General features: G+C 71.1%; 22 protein-coding genes. 17 read left to right on the top strand and 5 right to left on the bottom strand.

Annotated features, from left to right (window positions below):
- Positions 1–46: 46 nt before the first annotated feature.
- Genes ABH929_RS01950 through ABH929_RS01935 form a run of 4 tightly spaced genes read left to right on the top strand, consistent with a single transcriptional unit; the run spans position 47 to position 1,937 of the window.
- Positions 47–661, top strand: a complete 615-nt coding sequence (locus ABH929_RS01950) for a TetR/AcrR family transcriptional regulator (RefSeq protein ID WP_263055230.1) — start codon at positions 47–49, stop codon at positions 659–661.
- Positions 658–1,020: a DMT family transporter gene (locus ABH929_RS01945; protein ID WP_404559952.1), complete on the top strand. Its 363-nt coding sequence runs from the start codon at positions 658–660 to the stop codon at positions 1,018–1,020. Before ABH929_RS01950 ends, ABH929_RS01945 begins: the two co-directional genes overlap by 4 nt.
- Positions 1,020–1,334 (top strand): DMT family transporter, encoded by a 315-nt coding sequence (locus ABH929_RS01940; protein ID WP_404559950.1) that lies wholly within the window; start codon positions 1,020–1,022, stop codon positions 1,332–1,334. The genes ABH929_RS01945 and ABH929_RS01940 overlap by 1 nt, the downstream gene beginning before the upstream one ends.
- A 42-nt stretch (positions 1,335–1,376) precedes the next feature.
- The gene (locus ABH929_RS01935) at positions 1,377–1,937 is read left to right on the top strand and encodes an MOSC domain-containing protein (RefSeq protein WP_404559949.1); all 561 of its coding nucleotides are present in this window, start codon (positions 1,377–1,379) and stop codon (positions 1,935–1,937) included.
- Between the two features lie 28 nt (positions 1,938–1,965).
- Here the strand turns inward: ABH929_RS01935 and ABH929_RS01930 are convergent, their stop codons facing one another.
- Positions 1,966–2,412: a MarR family winged helix-turn-helix transcriptional regulator gene (locus tag ABH929_RS01930; protein WP_263089321.1), complete on the bottom strand. Its 447-nt coding sequence runs from the start codon at positions 2,410–2,412 to the stop codon at positions 1,966–1,968.
- Positions 2,413–2,586: 174 nt separating this feature from the next.
- Between ABH929_RS01930 and ABH929_RS01925 the strand changes: the two genes are divergently transcribed.
- The 4 genes from ABH929_RS01925 (at position 2,587) to ABH929_RS01910 (ending at position 6,048) form a co-directional block, all read left to right on the top strand.
- Positions 2,587–3,240, top strand: a complete 654-nt coding sequence (locus tag ABH929_RS01925; protein ID WP_404559948.1) for a hypothetical protein — start codon at positions 2,587–2,589, stop codon at positions 3,238–3,240.
- Positions 3,241–3,397: 157 nt separating this feature from the next.
- On the top strand, positions 3,398–4,282 hold the full coding sequence (locus tag ABH929_RS01920; RefSeq protein ID WP_205463455.1) for a S26 family signal peptidase: 885 nt from the start codon (positions 3,398–3,400) through the stop codon (positions 4,280–4,282).
- Positions 4,279–5,133 carry a LamG domain-containing protein gene (locus ABH929_RS01915; protein WP_404559947.1) on the top strand — a complete coding sequence of 285 codons (855 nt, stop codon included), beginning with the start codon at positions 4,279–4,281 and terminating at the stop codon, positions 5,131–5,133. The genes ABH929_RS01920 and ABH929_RS01915 overlap by 4 nt, the downstream gene beginning before the upstream one ends.
- 345 nt (positions 5,134–5,478) lie before the next feature.
- The gene (locus tag ABH929_RS01910) at positions 5,479–6,048 is read left to right on the top strand and encodes a manganese efflux pump MntP family protein (protein ID WP_404559946.1); all 570 of its coding nucleotides are present in this window, start codon (positions 5,479–5,481) and stop codon (positions 6,046–6,048) included.
- Positions 6,049–6,070: 22 nt separating this feature from the next.
- Here ABH929_RS01910 and ABH929_RS01905 read toward each other — a convergent pair whose 3' ends face one another.
- On the bottom strand, positions 6,071–7,093 hold the full coding sequence (locus ABH929_RS01905; protein WP_404559945.1) for a hypothetical protein: 1,023 nt from the start codon (positions 7,091–7,093) through the stop codon (positions 6,071–6,073).
- A 24-nt stretch (positions 7,094–7,117) separates the two neighbouring features.
- The gene (locus ABH929_RS01900; RefSeq protein ID WP_404559943.1) at positions 7,118–7,471 is read right to left on the bottom strand and encodes a hypothetical protein; all 354 of its coding nucleotides are present in this window, start codon (positions 7,469–7,471) and stop codon (positions 7,118–7,120) included.
- A gap of 138 nt (positions 7,472–7,609) precedes the next feature.
- On the opposite strand from ABH929_RS01900, the gene ABH929_RS01895 reads away from it, so the two are divergent.
- The 3 genes from ABH929_RS01895 (at position 7,610) to ABH929_RS01885 (ending at position 9,379) form a co-directional block, all read left to right on the top strand.
- Entirely contained in the window at positions 7,610–8,332 is a 723-nt protein-coding gene (locus tag ABH929_RS01895; RefSeq protein ID WP_404559941.1) for an SDR family NAD(P)-dependent oxidoreductase, read from the top strand.
- Between the two features lie 17 nt (positions 8,333–8,349).
- Positions 8,350–9,000 carry a dihydrofolate reductase family protein gene (locus ABH929_RS01890; protein ID WP_263055338.1) on the top strand — a complete coding sequence of 217 codons (651 nt, stop codon included), beginning with the start codon at positions 8,350–8,352 and terminating at the stop codon, positions 8,998–9,000.
- A gap of 121 nt (positions 9,001–9,121) precedes the next feature.
- Positions 9,122–9,379, top strand: coding sequence for a hypothetical protein (locus ABH929_RS01885; RefSeq protein WP_263055337.1), 258 nt, complete (start codon positions 9,122–9,124; stop codon positions 9,377–9,379).
- Here ABH929_RS01885 and ABH929_RS01880 read toward each other — a convergent pair whose 3' ends face one another.
- A complete protein-coding gene (locus ABH929_RS01880; protein ID WP_404559938.1) occupies positions 9,380–9,943 on the bottom strand; it encodes a MarR family winged helix-turn-helix transcriptional regulator in 564 nt (187 codons plus the stop codon).
- Positions 9,944–9,978: 35 nt separating this feature from the next.
- Between ABH929_RS01880 and ABH929_RS01875 the strand changes: the two genes are divergently transcribed.
- Complete coding sequence (locus ABH929_RS01875; protein ID WP_404559937.1) at positions 9,979–11,205, top strand: FAD-dependent monooxygenase; 1,227 nt, start codon at positions 9,979–9,981, stop codon at positions 11,203–11,205.
- 145 nt (positions 11,206–11,350) lie between these two features.
- On the opposite strand, the gene ABH929_RS01870 is transcribed toward ABH929_RS01875, so the two are convergent.
- Entirely contained in the window at positions 11,351–11,746 is a 396-nt protein-coding gene (locus tag ABH929_RS01870; RefSeq protein WP_131877865.1) for a MerR family transcriptional regulator, read from the bottom strand.
- 96 nt (positions 11,747–11,842) lie between these two features.
- Between ABH929_RS01870 and ABH929_RS01865 the strand changes: the two genes are divergently transcribed.
- The 5 genes from ABH929_RS01865 to ABH929_RS01845 all read left to right on the top strand — a co-directional run bounded on the left by ABH929_RS01865 (position 11,843) and on the right by ABH929_RS01845 (position 15,606).
- Positions 11,843–12,544 carry an SDR family oxidoreductase gene (locus ABH929_RS01865; protein WP_404559935.1) on the top strand — a complete coding sequence of 234 codons (702 nt, stop codon included), beginning with the start codon at positions 11,843–11,845 and terminating at the stop codon, positions 12,542–12,544.
- A 162-nt stretch (positions 12,545–12,706) separates the two neighbouring features.
- A complete protein-coding gene (locus ABH929_RS01860; protein ID WP_404559934.1) occupies positions 12,707–12,874 on the top strand; it encodes a hypothetical protein in 168 nt (55 codons plus the stop codon).
- A gap of 118 nt (positions 12,875–12,992) precedes the next feature.
- A complete protein-coding gene (locus ABH929_RS01855) occupies positions 12,993–13,691 on the top strand; it encodes a GAF and ANTAR domain-containing protein (RefSeq protein WP_404559932.1) in 699 nt (232 codons plus the stop codon).
- Between the two features lie 12 nt (positions 13,692–13,703).
- Entirely contained in the window at positions 13,704–14,420 is a 717-nt protein-coding gene (locus ABH929_RS01850; RefSeq protein ID WP_404559930.1) for an ANTAR domain-containing protein, read from the top strand.
- A gap of 94 nt (positions 14,421–14,514) precedes the next feature.
- A complete protein-coding gene (locus tag ABH929_RS01845; RefSeq protein ID WP_404559928.1) occupies positions 14,515–15,606 on the top strand; it encodes a fatty acid desaturase family protein in 1,092 nt (363 codons plus the stop codon).
- The last annotated feature ends 48 nt before the right edge of the window (positions 15,607–15,654 follow it).

Below are 15,654 nucleotides of genomic sequence, written 5' to 3'. Positions count from 1 at the left end.
CCGTCAGACTTGGCCACCTGGCCAAGTACGGCGGTACGGTCGGATCATGACCCTCCAGCAGGAGCACCGCAGCGTCGAGGAACGACGCGAGCAGCTCGTCGACGCCGCGATCGCCGTCCTGCGCGACGGCGGCATCAGCGCCGTGACCACCCGCGCGGTCACCGCCCGCGCCGGCCTGCCGCACGGCGCCTTCCACTACTGCTTCGCATCGAAGGCGCCGCTCTTCCGAGCAGTGCTCGAACGCCAGCTCCGCACGGCCATGGCGGTCGCGTTCGCACCGCCGGTCACGCGGCTCGACCTGGAGGCCCGGATCGCCTCCGGCCTGTCGGCCCACCTCGCGCAGACGCGCGACGATCCAGCGACCGCACTCGCCGTCGTCGAGCTGGTCACCCACTCACGACGCGACCCCGACCTGCAGGACCTGGCCGCGTGGGAGCAGCACGCGTACCTCGACGCCGTCCGCGAGCAGGTCGACGAGTGGACCGCCGAGGACGGCATCCGCTGGGCAGTGCCGGTCGAGCACGTCGTCCGGCTGCTCATCGCGACCGCCGACGGCATCAGCTCGACGTGGCTCGCCGACCGGGACGACACAGCCGCACAGGCCACCGTCCGGGTCGCGGCACGGGCGATCGCGGCCCTGGCGGACGGGAGCGACGCATGAAGTGGCTGTTCCTCGGGACCGCGATCGCCGCCGAGGTCACGGCGGCGCTCTCCATGCAGGCTGCCGTCGACCAGCCCGGGTGGTACGCACTCGTCGTCGTGGGCTACCTCGCCGCGTTCGCGATGCTGATCCTGGTGCTGCGCGCTGGCATGGCGGTGGGGGTCGCCTACGGCATCTGGGGAGCCTCCGGCGTCGCCCTGACCGCGGTGCTCGCCGCCGTGCTGTTCGGGCAGGCACTCACGCTCACCATGGTCGTCGGCGTCGTGCTGATCGCCGCCGGGGTGCTCCTGGTCGAGATCGGCTCGCAGCGAGCCCTCGCCGCACGGAAGCGCGCGACGCTGGAGCGGGGGGCGATCTGATGGCGTGGGTCCTGCTCGCCGTCGCGATCGTCTCGGAGGTCGGCGCGACGATCAGCCTCAAGCTCGCCACCGACGGCAAGAAAGTGTTCTTCGTGCCCGTCGTCGCGGGGTACCTCGTCGCGTTCAGCCTGCTCGCCGTCGCCCTGACGCTCGGCCTGCCGATCGGGGTCGCCTACGGGATCTGGGCCGCGACCGGTGTCGCGCTGACCGCGATCCTGGGCCGGGTGCTCTCCCGCGAACCCTTGACGGCGCTCATGCTCGGTGGGATCGCACTGATCATCGCCGGGGTCTTCCTCGTCGAACTCGGACACTGACCGGGGGCTGCGTCGAAACCGAACCTGCGCCAGAATCGCACCATGACCGACAACCGTGACGAGCAGCCGCGTGTGATCGCCGTGAGCCGCGACAGCGTCCATCGGTTCAGCAAGCCCGTCGTCGACGAGGTGACCCTGGTCGAGGGCTGGGGCATCGAGGGCGATGCCCACGCCGGCACGACCGTGCAGCACCGCTCCCGCGTGGCACGTGATCCCTCGCAGCCGAACCTGCGGCAGGTCCACCTGCTCCACGCCGAGGTGTTCGACGAGGTCGCTCAGGCCGGGTACCAGCTCGAGCCGGGCCAGATGGGCGAGAACGTCACGACCCGCGGTGTCGATCTGCTCGGCCTGCCGACCGGGACGGTGCTGCACCTCGGCAACGAGGCGTGCGTCCGGGTGACGGGCCTGCGGAACCCGTGCCAGCAGATCAACGGGTTCGAACCGGGTCTGTTGCGCGAGGTGCTCGGGCGGGACGAGGACGGTGCGGTGGTGCGGAAGGGCGGCGTGATGAGCGTCGTCGTGACCGGCGGTGTCGTCCGGACGGGTGACCGCATCCGCGTCGAGCTCCCCGCCGGCGAGCAGCAGGCGCTGCAGCCGGTCTGACGAGCACCCGAGCGCCCAGGCTCGGCCCCTACTCCCCCGCCGCCGCGGCCTGCTGGTACAGACTCGTCGCCAGGTCGTTGAGCACTTCGTGCAGCTCGCCGCCGTGCGCGCCGTCGACCGCCCGGAGCATGGCGGCGTAGCGCTGCCGGTAGTCCGCGACGACGTCGTCGCCGGCCGGCAGCAGCCGCAGCAACGACCCACGCCGGTCGTTCGGGTTCGGCGCGCGCTCGAGCAGTCCGGCGGTGCTCATCCGGTCGATCATGTTCGTCACCGCGCCTGAGGTCAGGCCGAGGTACCCGGCGACCTCCGTCGGCGTGGAGTAGCCGGTGTCGCTGATGAGCACGAGTGCTCGGAGGGCGTTCTCGTGCACCCCGGCCCGTGCACTGAGCTGGTTCACCAGGCTCGCGTTCGCGCGCACGACGGCGGTGAACGCGGCCATGAGGTCGGCGGCGTCGTCGGGTGCGGCGGGGGTCACGGGGGGAATCCTTGCATGTCGGGAACCCGGGGGACAGGAGCGTCCCCCGCACTGGGGTAGTTGTGCGAGTGGCTAACTTGGTCAAGCAATGACTATCTTAATGATTGAAGCAAATCAGCCCGAGTGACTTGCTTCCCCCAACCACTGCGAACCACCGAACCGATGAGGTACACCGTGTCCACCAAGCTCCGCACCTCCGCGCTGAAGCGGATCCGTTTCGCCCCCGTGGCGCTCCTCGCCGGCATCTTCGCCGCCGTGCTCCTCTCCCTCTCGCTCACCGGCACCCTGTCCGGGTTCGCGGCGAGCATCACGAACAGCAGCAACACCGCCGGCAGCGGCACGCTGATCATGCAGGAGCAGAACGCCGGCGCGACCGTCACCTGCCTCAGCACCGACGGCGGCTCGGTCTCGACGAACTCCGCGACCTGCTCGACGATCAACAAGTTCGGTGGCAGCACGACGATGACGCCGGGCAACACGGTGAACACCGCGATCTCGATCAAGAACACCGGAACCGCGGCCGCCAGCACCTTCACGCTGAACCCGGGCGCCACCTGCACCCAGTCGGCGAACGGCTCGGCCAACGGCACCGCGACCGACCTCTGCGCCAAGATGAACCTCGTCATCACCTCGGGTTCGACCACGGTCTTCAGCGGCACCCTCGCCAGCTTCAAGGGCGCGGCGGCCTCGGCCTTCACGATGCCGGCCGCTCCGGCAGCCGGTGTGAGCGTCCCGTTCAACTTCGCGGTGACCCTCGACTCCTCGGCGGGCAACACCTACCAGGGCCTCGCGGCCTCGGTCCCCATGACCTGGACGTTCACGGCCTGATCCCGCCCCGGGTCGGTGCCCCCAGCCGCCCCGTGACGAGCCCGTGACCCCAGACCGGCGACGCTCGACCGACCCCCCTCCGGCCGAGCGTCGCCACCCCCGTTCCACCAAGCGCAGCGAGCGCTGAGCCGAACCCCCCGAGCCGCAGGAGCAGCACATGAGCCAGACCGCAGCGATCCCGCTCAGCGGCACGCTCGACCGTCCGGTCCTCCGGGGCCGCGCGGTCACTCGCTCCGAGACCGCCCTCGCCTGGCTGCTGGCGCTGGTGGCCGCCGTGTTGCTCACCGCCGCCGTCCTCTTCCTTTCCGCCGGCGGCCGCTGGTTCGTCGTCGAGACGCCCTCGATGGGTGAAGCAGCCCCGGTCGGCACCCTCGTGCTCGACCTGCCGGTCGACGTCAGCACCCTGCACGTCGGCGACGTCGTCTCGTTCGAGACCTCCGCGAACCCCGACGTCGTCTACACGCACCGCATCATCGCGATCGACGCCGACGGCGGCCTGCACACCCGCGGCGACGTGAACGGCGCGGTCGACCCGTGGACGCTGTCGCAGGCCGACGTGATCGGCACCCCGGCGCTCCTGGTCCCGCACCTCGGCTGGTTGTTCCGCGCCGCGCCGATCCTGCTCATCGGCACGTTGCTGATCCTCACCCTGACCAGTGCCTTCACCGACCGGGTGACCCGCACCTGCCTCCGGATCGCCGGCTCCGCCCTGACGGTCTCCTATGCGGCGTTCGTCCTGAAGCCCTTCGTCAACGTGACGACCATCACGAACACCTCGAGCCCGACGGGCGTCGAGGCCACCGTCATCTCGTCCGGCATCTTCCCGGTGCGCATCGACGCCCACGGCGGCAACACCGTGCACCTGGTCGACGGTGAGGTCGGCCGCGTGGTCATCCACGAACTCACGAAGAACGGGCACTACCAGCTGACCTCGAACATCGACCTCGACCCGCTCGGGTGGGTGGCGCTGATCGCCGTGTGCCTGGTGCCGCTCGTCGCCTGCCTGGCCGTCGGTCGCGTCGAGGCGGTGCGCGCATCGTGATCCTCCGTCGCCTGCGTGACGGCCGTGTCGTCGCCCTCCTGCTCGTGGTCGCCCTGGCCGTCGTCGTCCTGCTGAACCAGTTCGCCCCGACGCGCTCCGCCTACAGCGCCACCGTGCGGAACGACACGAACACCGCCGCGACCGCGCCGTACTTCACCTGCACCGGTGCCGTCACCGCCGATGCCGCCAACGCGCTCTTCGCCTACCGGCTCACCGAGTCGACGAACGCGAAGACCGCGACCGACTCGTCGGGCCGCGGTGCGAACGGCACGTACCAGGGCTCGATGACCACGGCCACGACGACCCCGATCGCCTGCCCGCGGGACAGCGGCAGCGCCTACGTCCTGAACGGTTCGACGAGCTACGTCTCGACCCCGACCTCGTACGCCAACCCGACGACCTTCAGCGAAGAGGTCTGGTTCAAGACCACGGTCGCCGGTGGACAGCTCATCGGCTTCGGCAGCAGCCAGACCGGCGGATCAGGGCAGCACGACCGGAAGCTCTACCTCAACACGAGCGGACAGCTCGTCTTCGGGACCTACAACGGCACGACCCAGGTCGTCACCTCGCCCAAGGTGTACACCGACGGCACGTGGCACCACGCCGTGACGACGATGTCGCCGACCAACGGCATGCGCCTGTACGTCGACGGCACGCTGGTCGCCTCGAACACGACGTACAAGACGCCGGAGAACTACACCGGCTGGTTCCGGATCGGCTACGACACCATCGGCGGGTGGCCGGGTTCGCCCGCCAACGCCTACTTCACCGGGTCCATGCGGTACGCGGCCGTCTACGGGACGGAACTGTCCGCGAGCCAGGTCGCCGCGCACGCAGCAGCCGGTCGCTGACGCGCCGCAGGGCGGACGGGAGGCCCGTGGCGGGCCCGCCACGGGCCTCCCGTCTGCCCGCGGACGCGCCCACCCCGCCGGTGAGGTTCCGAGATCTCGGAACCTCACCGGCGTGCAGCGCCCCGATCGGAACCTCGGCGGAACGCGGGCGGGGTGTCGTGGAACCCCACGCTGTCCGGCACCGCCGCGGGCCTTCCGTCAGGAACCGGGGCGGGCGCACCAACCCCCGGATTCGGCGCGACGAATACCGCTGATCAGGCCTTTTCGTGTTGAGTACCGTGCCAGTATCGACAGGTCCTGAGACGTCGGCGTCTCCGTCCGACCGTCTCGAAAGGCGCCGCCCCCATGTCGTTCTGGGCCCTCTTCCTCATCGCGCTCGGCGTCTCCGCAGACGCCTTCGCCGTCGCCCTCGGCAAGGGCCTGCACATGAAGCGCTTCGACGTGCGGCACGCCCTCGTCATCGCGCTGACGTTCGGTGCGTTCCAGGCGCTCATGCCCCTGCTCGGCTGGTTGCTCGGGTCGGCGTTCGCCCGCTCCATCGCGTCCTTCGACCACTGGATCGCGTTCGGGCTGCTCGCGCTGATCGGCGGCAAGATGCTGTGGGAGGCGTTCTCGAAGCACGAGGACACCGAGCAGGACACCGACAGCCTGCCGATCCGTGAGCTCCTGGTCCTGGCGGTCGCCACGAGCATCGACGCCCTCGCGGTCGGGGTCACGCTGGCGTTCCTGCCGGTGTCGATCGGCGGCGCGGTGCTGCTCATCGGTGTGACGACGGCGGTGCTGTCCTTCGCCGGCGTGGTCGTCGGGCGCCGTGTCGGAGCCCGGTTCGGCAAGCCGGCAGAGATCGCCGGCGGTGTGGTCCTCATCCTGATCGGAGTGAACATCGTGCTCGAGCACACGGGCGTCATCGGCTGAGGTCGCGGACGGGCGCGATTCGTCAGATGTCGAGGACGCCGTCCACGGCGGCGTCACGCGCAGGGATGTCCCGGGTCGCGATGTCCTCCTCGAGGTACACCGTCACGTACGTCCAGTCCTCGACGTGGCCGGCCTCGTCGAACACCCGGTAGCGCCGACGGAGCCGCAGGTACGGCACGTCGCTGTGCTCGAACGACACGACCAACTCGGTCGCGGGCCACTCCCCGTCGACGACGACCTCGACGTTCCGGTAGGCGCTCGCCGCACGGCGGGGCTCCGGGTGTTCGCGGGTCCACAGGATCCCCGGCTCGGCCAGCGACTCGAACACCCCGACGAGTGCGGCGACCGCCTGCTCCTTCGTCGACTCGTCCGTGTCGTGCAGGGGCCACCGCGCGCCCTCGACCCCGGTGATGTCGAGCCGCTCGATCCACGGGGCGCGAGCCGCTTCGAGCCGTGCTTCCTCGGCCTCCCACGACGACTCGTCCTCGTCGTCGACCACCGTTCGTGCCGGCAGGTCATCGGTGGTGATGGTGGTCGGCAGACCGTCGGAGAGGTCGACGTCGACCTCGCGGTACTGGTACGTGTACAGCAGCCCGCCCGTGGTGTCCGGGATCCGCCGGGGCCCGGTGGGCGCGTACCGGACGGTCAGCACCGAGCCCTCGCGACCGACGCCCTCGACCAGGTGGTCGACAGCGATCGTCGCGCGGGTGCCGTCCGGTCGCACGAGCACGAGGTCGGTCGCCGGGGTGGGCAGCGGCGGACCCGGGTCCGCGACGGGCTCCATCGACGGGACGAAGCCCTCGGACTCGTCACCGAAGCCGATGCTCCAGGTGTACGGACCACCGTCGTCCTCGTCGTCGAGCAGTTCCGGGTCGTCGTGATCGTGCTCGGCGGCCGCCTCGGCCTCGAGCGTCGCCGTCCACTCCTCCGGTGTCGGCCAGAACGGCTCGGCCGGCGCCCACGGCAGGGCCTCCGGGTCGACGCCGTCGAGCGGATCGTCGGCGTCGGAGTCGTCGGAGCCGTCGGCATCCGCATCGACGTCCACGTCCTCGTCCTCGTCGTCTCCGTCCTACATCGACGCGGGTCGTGGATCACCGATCCACAACCCGTCCACGTCGGCACCGAGCGGCTGGCGATCCCCGAGGTCGACCGCGGTCGTCACACCGGTCGGCGTGACGTGCACGGCGGACCGGGACACCGCGTCGCCACCGTCACCGTTCGACTCGTAGACGACCCACGCACCCTCGGTGGTCGCCAGGACGCGCACGTCGTCGACCGCACCGTCGGGCAACGGGGCGTCGGGCCACGTCACCCACCGCACGTCCTCGCCCGTGACGACCGCTGCGACCGGACGTGTCGCGTCCGGCACGATCGTCGCGTCGCTGACGGCGACGGCGTCCGCGGGGTCGAGGAAGCTGCTCATGCTGCGACCGTACTGCAGCCGTGTGGCCGGGCCGAGAACGGACGGGAGGCACGCGGCGGGCCCGCACCGCGCCTCCCGTCCGCCTGCTGCTGGTCCACCGGCCGCACACGCCTCCGCCACCCGGCGCATGATGGCCACATGTCCCGCATCCTCGTCACCGGCTCGACCGACGGCCTCGGGCGGGCGACCGCCGACACCCTGCTCCGCGACGGGCACGACGTCGTCGTGCACGCCCGGAGCACGGCACGTGCGGAGGCGATCGCCGACCTGCTCGACCGTGGCGCCACCCTCGTCGTCGCCGACCTGTCCGACCGCGACGCCGTGATCGCCGCCGCGCGCGACCTCGACGCCGGCGACCCGATCGACGCGGTCGTGCACAACGCCGGCGTGATCTCCGGCCGTGCGTTGGTGCCGGTCAACGTCGTCGCCCCGTACCTGTTCACCGCGCTGCTCCACGCGCCGACCCGGCACGTGTACCTGAGCAGTGGGATGCACCGCGGCGGCCGCCCCCGACTGGACGGCGTCGACTGGGACGGCACCGCGGAGACGAACACGTACTCGGACACCAAGCTCTTCGTGACCGCGCTCGCCGCCGAGGTGGCAGGGCGCCGGCCCGGCGTCCTGAGCAACGCCGTCGATCCGGGCTGGGTGCCGACCAAGATGGGCGGCGCGGGGGCGTCGGACGACCTCGAGCTCGGGCACCGCACGCAGGAGGCCCTCGTGACCGACCCCGACGCAACCGTCAGCGGCGGTTACTGGTTCCACGGAGAGCGGCAGGAGCCGCACCAGGCGGTCGCTGACCCGCAGTTCCGCCGCCAGCTCGTCGACGCCCTGGCAGCGGCGACGGGCATCACCCTCTGAAGCAGGACTGGAGCAGCATGTCGACGGTCAGGGTCCACAACTTCGCGATCTCGCTCGACGGGTACGGCGCCGGAGCCGACCAGTCGGTCGACCGGCCGTTCGGGCACGCCGACGGTCGACTCATGGGGTGGTTCGCCGCCACCGCGACCTTCCGCGCGATGCAGGGGGCGTCCGGCGGGACCACCGATGTCGACGACGAGTTCGCCCGCGCCTGGGGACCGGAGATCGGTGTCGAGATCATGGGGCGGAACAAGTTCGGACCCCAGCGCGGACCGTGGCCCGATGACGGCTGGACCGGGTGGTGGGGCGACGAACCGCCGTTCCACACGCCCGTGTTCGTGCTCACGCACCATCCGCGCGAGCCCCTCGAGATGGCGGGCGGGACGACCTTCCACTTCGTCGACGCGACCCCGGCGGAGGCGCTCGCGCTCGCCCGCCAGGTCGCACCGGGCCGGGACGTCCGGATCGGTGGCGGGGTCGAGACCGTCCGCGAGTTCCTGCAGGCCGATCTGGTCGACCACATGCACCTGGTCGAGGTGCCGATCGTGCTCGGCCGGGGCGAGCGGCTCTGGGACGGACTCGAGGGGATCGAGGAGCGCTTCGCCGTCGAGACGGTCGCGTCGCCGTCGGCGGTCGTGCACCGCACGTTCACGCGGGTGGCGCGCTGATCGCACGGGCCGGCGGACGAACCTGAGCCGTCGTGTCGGCCGGGGACTACCGTCGACCGCAGGTGACCCAGGCCCCCGGCTGCCGGCACGATCCCTTCGTCCGATGCCGACCGGAAACGCCATGTCCTCCTCGCAGACCGATCTCCCACACCAGCACGACCCGACGAGCTGGACCGCGCTCGAAGTCGGCCGGTGGGAAGCCCGCTCCGGCCGGTCCCACATCGGGACCGTCGTCTTCACGAACCGGTACGAGGTCCGTGGGTGGTCGGGCGAGGTCTTCGGCGACCACACGAGCCTGGAGAGTGCGAAGGCACAGGTCGAGGCGACGGCGCGGTGGAGCCTCGGTGAGCGACCGTGGTCACCCGACGGAGTCGACTGATCAGTCCATCGCGTCGTCGTAGATCCCGATCAGGCGGTCCAGGAACGCCAGCACCGTGGCGCGTTCACTGTCGTCCATGTCGGCGACGACGTCCTCGATCCCCTCGATCAGTGGCAGCACCAGGTCGTACGCACGGTCGGAGGACCGCTCGGCCGCGATGACGACGAGCTTGCGGCCGTCGCTGGGGTGCCGCTCGCGCGTGACGTGGCCGGCGGACTCGAGTCGGTTGAGCACGAGGGTCATGGCAGCGGTCGAGATCTCCAACCGTCGCGCGAGCTCGGTCGGGGTGGACTGGCCGTGGCTGATGAGGTGGTCCATCGCCTCGAGCCCGGCCGCGTCGACGGCGAGCGCCCGGGCGAGGTGTCGCTCGAACCGCTGCTGGCGGACCCCGACCTGTTGGACCCGAGCGCGGATGTCGTCGTCGGGCAGCGGTCGTCCGTCACGGCGGGCCGCTTCGCGGTCGCGTCGGTCGTCGCGGTCGCTCCGGGCGTCGCGGTCTCGTCTTCCGTCGGTGGGCGCTGTCGGTTCGTCGTGCGGCACGAGGTCGATGGTAGTCGTGTACATTGCCAATCTCATTGGTAATCAAGATTCGAGGCAACATGTCGACCGACCGCAAGCGCGTCCTCATCTCCGGTGCGAGCATCGCCGGGCCCGCCCTGGCCTACTGGCTGCACCGCTACGGCTACCAGACGACGATCGTCGAGCGCGCCCCGGAACTCCGGACCGGCGGCCAGAACGTCGACGTGCGGGGTGCCGGGCGCGAGGTCTCGCGGCGGATGGGCATCGAGGACGACATCCGTGCCGCCACGACGGGTGAGGTCGGCACGCGGTTCATCGGCCGCTCCGGTTCGGTCATCGCGGAGTTCCCGGCGGGCACCACGGATTCGGGCGGCGCCACCGCGGAGCTCGAGATCCTGCGCGGTGACCTGGCGCAACTGCTGGTCAGCCGGACCACCGACACCACCGAGTACCGGTTCGGCGACCGCATCACCGGCATCGCGGACAACGACGGCGGCGCCGGCGACGGCGTGACCGTGCAGTTCGAGCACGCCGCGGACGAGCGGTTCGACCTGGTGGTGGCAGCAGACGGCATCGGGTCGAGCACCAGGCGTCTGGTCTTCGGCGACGAGCCCGAGATCCGGTCCCTCGGCCTCGAGACGTCCTACGCGACGATCCCCCGGACCGACGCGGACGACGACTGGTGGCGCTGGTACAACGCGCCAGGTGGGCGGTCCGTCACGCTCCGGCCGGACCCGCACGGCACGATCCGCGCGACGCTGTCGTTCGTGACCGACCGGACGCGGGAGCGCGCCGGCTCCGAACGACGGACGATCGAGGAACAGCGCCGACGCCTGCGCACCGTGTTCGCGGACGCCGGGTGGGAGGCGGGTCGTGTGCTCGAGGGCATCGACGCCGCCGGCGACCTGTACTCCGAGTCGATCGGGCAGGTCCGTGCGCCGCGGTGGTCCGAGGGTCGGGTCGCGCTCGTGGGCGACGCCGCCTACTGCGCCTCACCGGTCAGTGGCATGGGCACGAGTCTGTCGCTCACCGGGGCGTACGTGTTGGCCGGTGAACTCGCCGCCCACGTCGACCACCGCGACGCCTTCCGTGGCTACGAGCGCATCATGCGGCCGTACGTCGCGCAGGCGCAGCAGCTCCCGCCAGGGGTCCCGCGGGTCGCGAACCCGAAGAGCCGACTCGGGATCGCTGCGTTCGGTGCTGCGGTCCGGGTCGCCTCGACGCCGTTCATCGGTCGGCTCGGCGATCGGTTCTTCACACCTCCGGCGGACGCCATCGACCTGCCGGACTACGCGCACCTGGAGTAGCGCTCCGATCGCCGCGCGATCCGCGTCGCGGATCGGACCGTCAGGAGCCTGACCGGGCCGACTGCGGCTGGTGGACGGTCGACGTGAGGGACGGGAGGCCCGTGGCGGACCCGCCACGGGCCTCCCGTCCGTCCCGCACCACGTCTCAGGCCGCGACCGCTCCGTCTGCCGGCTCGCGCAGCGCCGGGCAGTGCTCGGCAGTCGGGTGCTCGCTGATGGCGATGACCTCGTCGAGCCGGCCGCGCGCGGCCTCGAGCTCCGCCATCTGCGCCGTGATCCGGTCGCGCTCGGCGACGAGCAGCGCGAACGACTCCGGCGTCGCGTGCCCGCTGTCCACGCACGGCAACAGCTGCACGATGGTGCGGCTCGGCAGACCGGCGGCGAACAGCTGCTGCACGAGCTGCACGCGTTCGACCGCCGGGGTGTCGTAGACGCGCTGCCCGCTGGTGGTCCGCGACGCCGTGAGCAGTCCTTGCTCTTCGTAGTAGCGCAGTGAGCGCACGCTGGCGCCCGTCTCTGCGGCGAGGTCGCCGATCCGCATGCGGTCTCCGATCCGGGGCTTGCCCCTGACATGGATGTGAGGTCTTAGCGTAACCGAGCCGCTGCGGGAGACACCCGCGCGGCAGGAGGAGACACCATGGACATCGCTGGATCGGTCGCACTCGTCACGGGCTCGAACCGGGGAATCGGACGCCGCTTCGCCCTGCAGCTGCTGGAGCGCGGCGCCACCAAGGTCTACGCGACCGCACGCCGACCCGAGCTCGTGGACATCGAGGGCGTCGTGGCGCTGCCGCTCGACATCACCGACCAGGCGTCGGTCGAGGCGGCGGCCGCAGCCGCCGGCGACGTCACCCTGCTCGTGAACAACGCGGGCATCTCGACGACGGGCTCGCTGCTCACCGACGACCTGACCGATGCACGCCGCGAGATGGACACGCACTACTGGGGGAACCTCGCGATGATCCGGGCGTTCGCGCCCGTGATCGAGCGGAACGGCGGCGGCGGCATCGTGAACGTCCTGTCCGCACTGTCCTGGTTCGTCTACCCGGGATCCGGCGCGTACGCGGCGGCGAAGGCCGCCGAGTGGAACCTGACGAACGCGGTGCGGCTGGAGCTCGCCGGCAAGGGGATCAGCGTGCAGGGGCTGCACCTCGGGGCGGCGGACACGGACATGATGGCCGGCTACGAGGGGCCGAAGGTCGACCCGGCCGACGTGGCGCGGGCCGCGCTGGACGGCGTCGAGCGGGGGGTGGCCGAGGTCGTCGTCGACGAGTGGAGCCGCGGGGTGAAGGCGTCGCTGTCGCAGGACCCGTCGGCGTTCTACGCGCAGTTCGCCTGAGTGGCGTGGCGCCGGGGCGTGGTGGAGCCCCGGCGCCGGGTCGCGGCGCCGGGTCGCGGCTGGGAGTGCGCACATCCGCGGGCCCCAGACTGGCGCTCGGTGTCGCCGTACCGAGTCCGAGATCCTCTCGAGCTCCCGCGGGGAGCCGCCGAGGGAGTCATCATGACGGACCAGTCGGAGGCGGCCTCGACGCTGCTCGCGCTCACGAATGTGGTGGCCTCCGGCCTGCCCACCGAGCTCGGCAAGCCCACGGCGGCGGCGAAGTACGACGACGTCCCCGCGGAGCCGAGCCACTCCGTGCCGGAGCCGTCGCGCGTCAGCGCGGTCTGACCGTGACCGCGCGATTCGGCGTGCCCGGCGGGCGACGCCCGCGCGGCACTGCGCTAGCGTTGCAGCACGCGGGGACCGGATCAGCCCCGCCCACACGGACCCGGACGGTTTCCTCGCGATGAACGACTTCACGACGGCAGTCTCCGCACTGCAGGCCGCACCCGACGGCACCGACATGTGCCCGCCGTTCCTGACGACGCTGCCCGTGACCGGGGTCGGCATCTCCACCCTCGGCAACCCACTCGGGTCGGCGACGGTGTGCGCGAGCGATGCGCGCGCCGAGCGGATCGACGAGATCCAGTTCGACCTCGGGGAGGGACCCTGCTGGGAGGCCCTCACCAACCAGCGGCCTGTGCTCGAGCCGGACCTGTCCCGCACGCTGAACCCGGCGTGGCCGGTCGCGCGCGAGGAACTCCTGCGGGCAGGGGTCGGCGCCGTCTTCTCGTTCCCGATGCGCATCGGGACGATCCCGGTCGGGGCGGTCGACCTGTCCGTGGACCGCGAACGCACCCTGACCGTGGGACAGATCCGCGGCGCGGTGGAGCTCACCGAGGTCGCGGCCCGTCGGGTGCTCCGTGATGCGCTGCTCGCCGCGGCCGCAGACGGCCGCGCCGACATGGACACGAGCCGTTACTCCCGACGAGAGGTGCACCAGGCGACCGGCATGGTCGCAGCACAGCTCGGGGTGGACGTCACCGACGCCCTCCTCGTGCTGCAGGCGCACGCCTTCGCCACCGAACGCACCGTCCGCGACGTCTCGAACGACGTCATCGCTCGCCGCATCGACCTCGCCCGGCCGTACGGTTCCGAGAACTGAGGAGCACGCACCATGGCACCGACCCGCGAGCGCCGGCTCATCGACACCTTCGTCACGCTGACCGACACCCTCGTCGACGAGTACGACGTCGTCGACCTCCTGCAGAACCTGGTCGACAGCGTCGTCGACATCTTCGACGCCTCGGCGGCCGGCATCCTGCTGGCCAACCAGCACCAGGAACTCGAGGTCGTGGCGTCGACCAGTGAGCGGTCCAGCTTCGTCGGACTCCTGCAGCTCGACGCCGGCGAAGGACCGTGCGTGGAGTGCTTCGCGACCGGGCGTCCGGTGTCCGTGAGCGACCAGGCGGAGATGCAACGCCGGTGGCCGACGTTCGCCGCCGCGTCCGCCGAGTCGGGGTACGCGTCGGTGCACGCGATCCCGATGCGGTTGCGGGACACCACGCTCGGGTCGCTCAACCTGTTCCGCGAGACCGAGGGGACGCTGAACCGCGACGACGCCCTGGCAGCACAGGCCCTGACCGACGTCGCGACCATCAGCATCCTGCAGCAGCGGACGCTGCAACACGCGGCGCTGACGCAGGCGCAGTTGCAGCGAGCCCTCGACAGCCGGGTCGTGATCGAGCAGGCCAAGGGCTTCGTGGCGTACACGCACTCGGTCGACACCGAAACGGCCTTCGTGCTGTTGCGACAGTACGCCAGGGCCCACCAGGAGCGGCTCGCCGACGTCGCCCGAGCCATCGTCGATCGCCGACTGGTCCTGCCCGCTTAGCTCGGAGCGCACCCGGCGAGGCGGCGTACCGTCAGCGACAACTCGTAGCCCGGGACCCCGGTTGCAGCAGGACCGCTGAGACCAGGAGGACACCATGGCCGACGAACTCGTCGTACCGACCGGCTACCGGAAGACCGAACGCCGGTCACCCCGCAGCGACACCACCTCGACGTACACCGCGCTGCTGGCGCAGGTCCGTTCCGCCGGGCTGCTCGGACGCCGTACGGGCTGGTACTGGGGCCTCATCGCCGTGCTCGCCGTGCTGCTCGGCGTCACCGGCGGGGCGTTCGCCGTGCTGGGCGGCTCCTGGTACCAGCTGATCGTGGCCGGCGTGCTCGGCGCGCTGTTCACGCAGTTCGCCTTCCTGTCGCACGAGGCCGCCCACCGACAGGTGTTCGCATCGCACCACTGGAACGACCGAGCGGCCCGGTACGCGGGCACGTTCCTGACCGGTATCAGCTACGCGTGGTGGATGAACAAGCACACCCGCCACCACGCCAACCCGAACACCGTCGGCAAGGACCCCGACATCTCGTTCGACGCGATCTCGTTCCGGCCCGAGGACGCTGCCAGGCGAACCGGGTTCCTGCGCGTGCTCGTACGCGTGCAGGGGTACGCGTTCTTCCCGATGCTCCTGGTCGAGGGTGTGAACCTGCACTGGCAGTCGATCCGCACGTACACCAGCCGTGGCCCGGTGAAGCGGCGGTGGGCCGAGGGATCCGTCTTCGTCGGGCGGTTCGTGCTCTACCTGGGCGTCGTGTTCTGGTTCCTGCCGGTCGGCATGGCCTTCGCGTTCCTCGGCGTGCAGCTCGCCGTGTTCGGGTTCCTCATGGGCATCGCGTTCGCACCGAACCACAAGGGCATGCCCGTCATCGAACCCGGCCGCCGCGTGGACTTCTTCTCACGCCAGGTCCTGACCTCGCGCGACATCGGCGGCGGCGCGTGGGTCGAGTACTTCATGGGCGGCCTGAACCACCAGGTCGAGCACCACCTGTTCCCGAGCATGGCCCGACCGAACCTGCGCGCGGCCCGGGACATGGTCCGCAGGTACTGCGCCGACCAGGGCGTGCCGTACACCGAGACCACCCTGGTGCACTCCTACGTCATCGTGGTCCGCTACCTCAACGAGGTCGGTCTGGCGGCGCGCGACCCGTTCGCGTGTCCGATGGTCGAACGGCTGCGCTGACCCACCGCGACGGCGGAGCCCGGCCTGTCCTGTTGGCGCAGCCCTGGA

Source organism: Curtobacterium sp. AB7 (assembly GCF_044909335.1).
GTDB lineage: Bacteria > Actinomycetota > Actinomycetes > Actinomycetales > Microbacteriaceae > Curtobacterium.
This window is presented reverse-complemented; position numbering and strand designations above follow the sequence as displayed.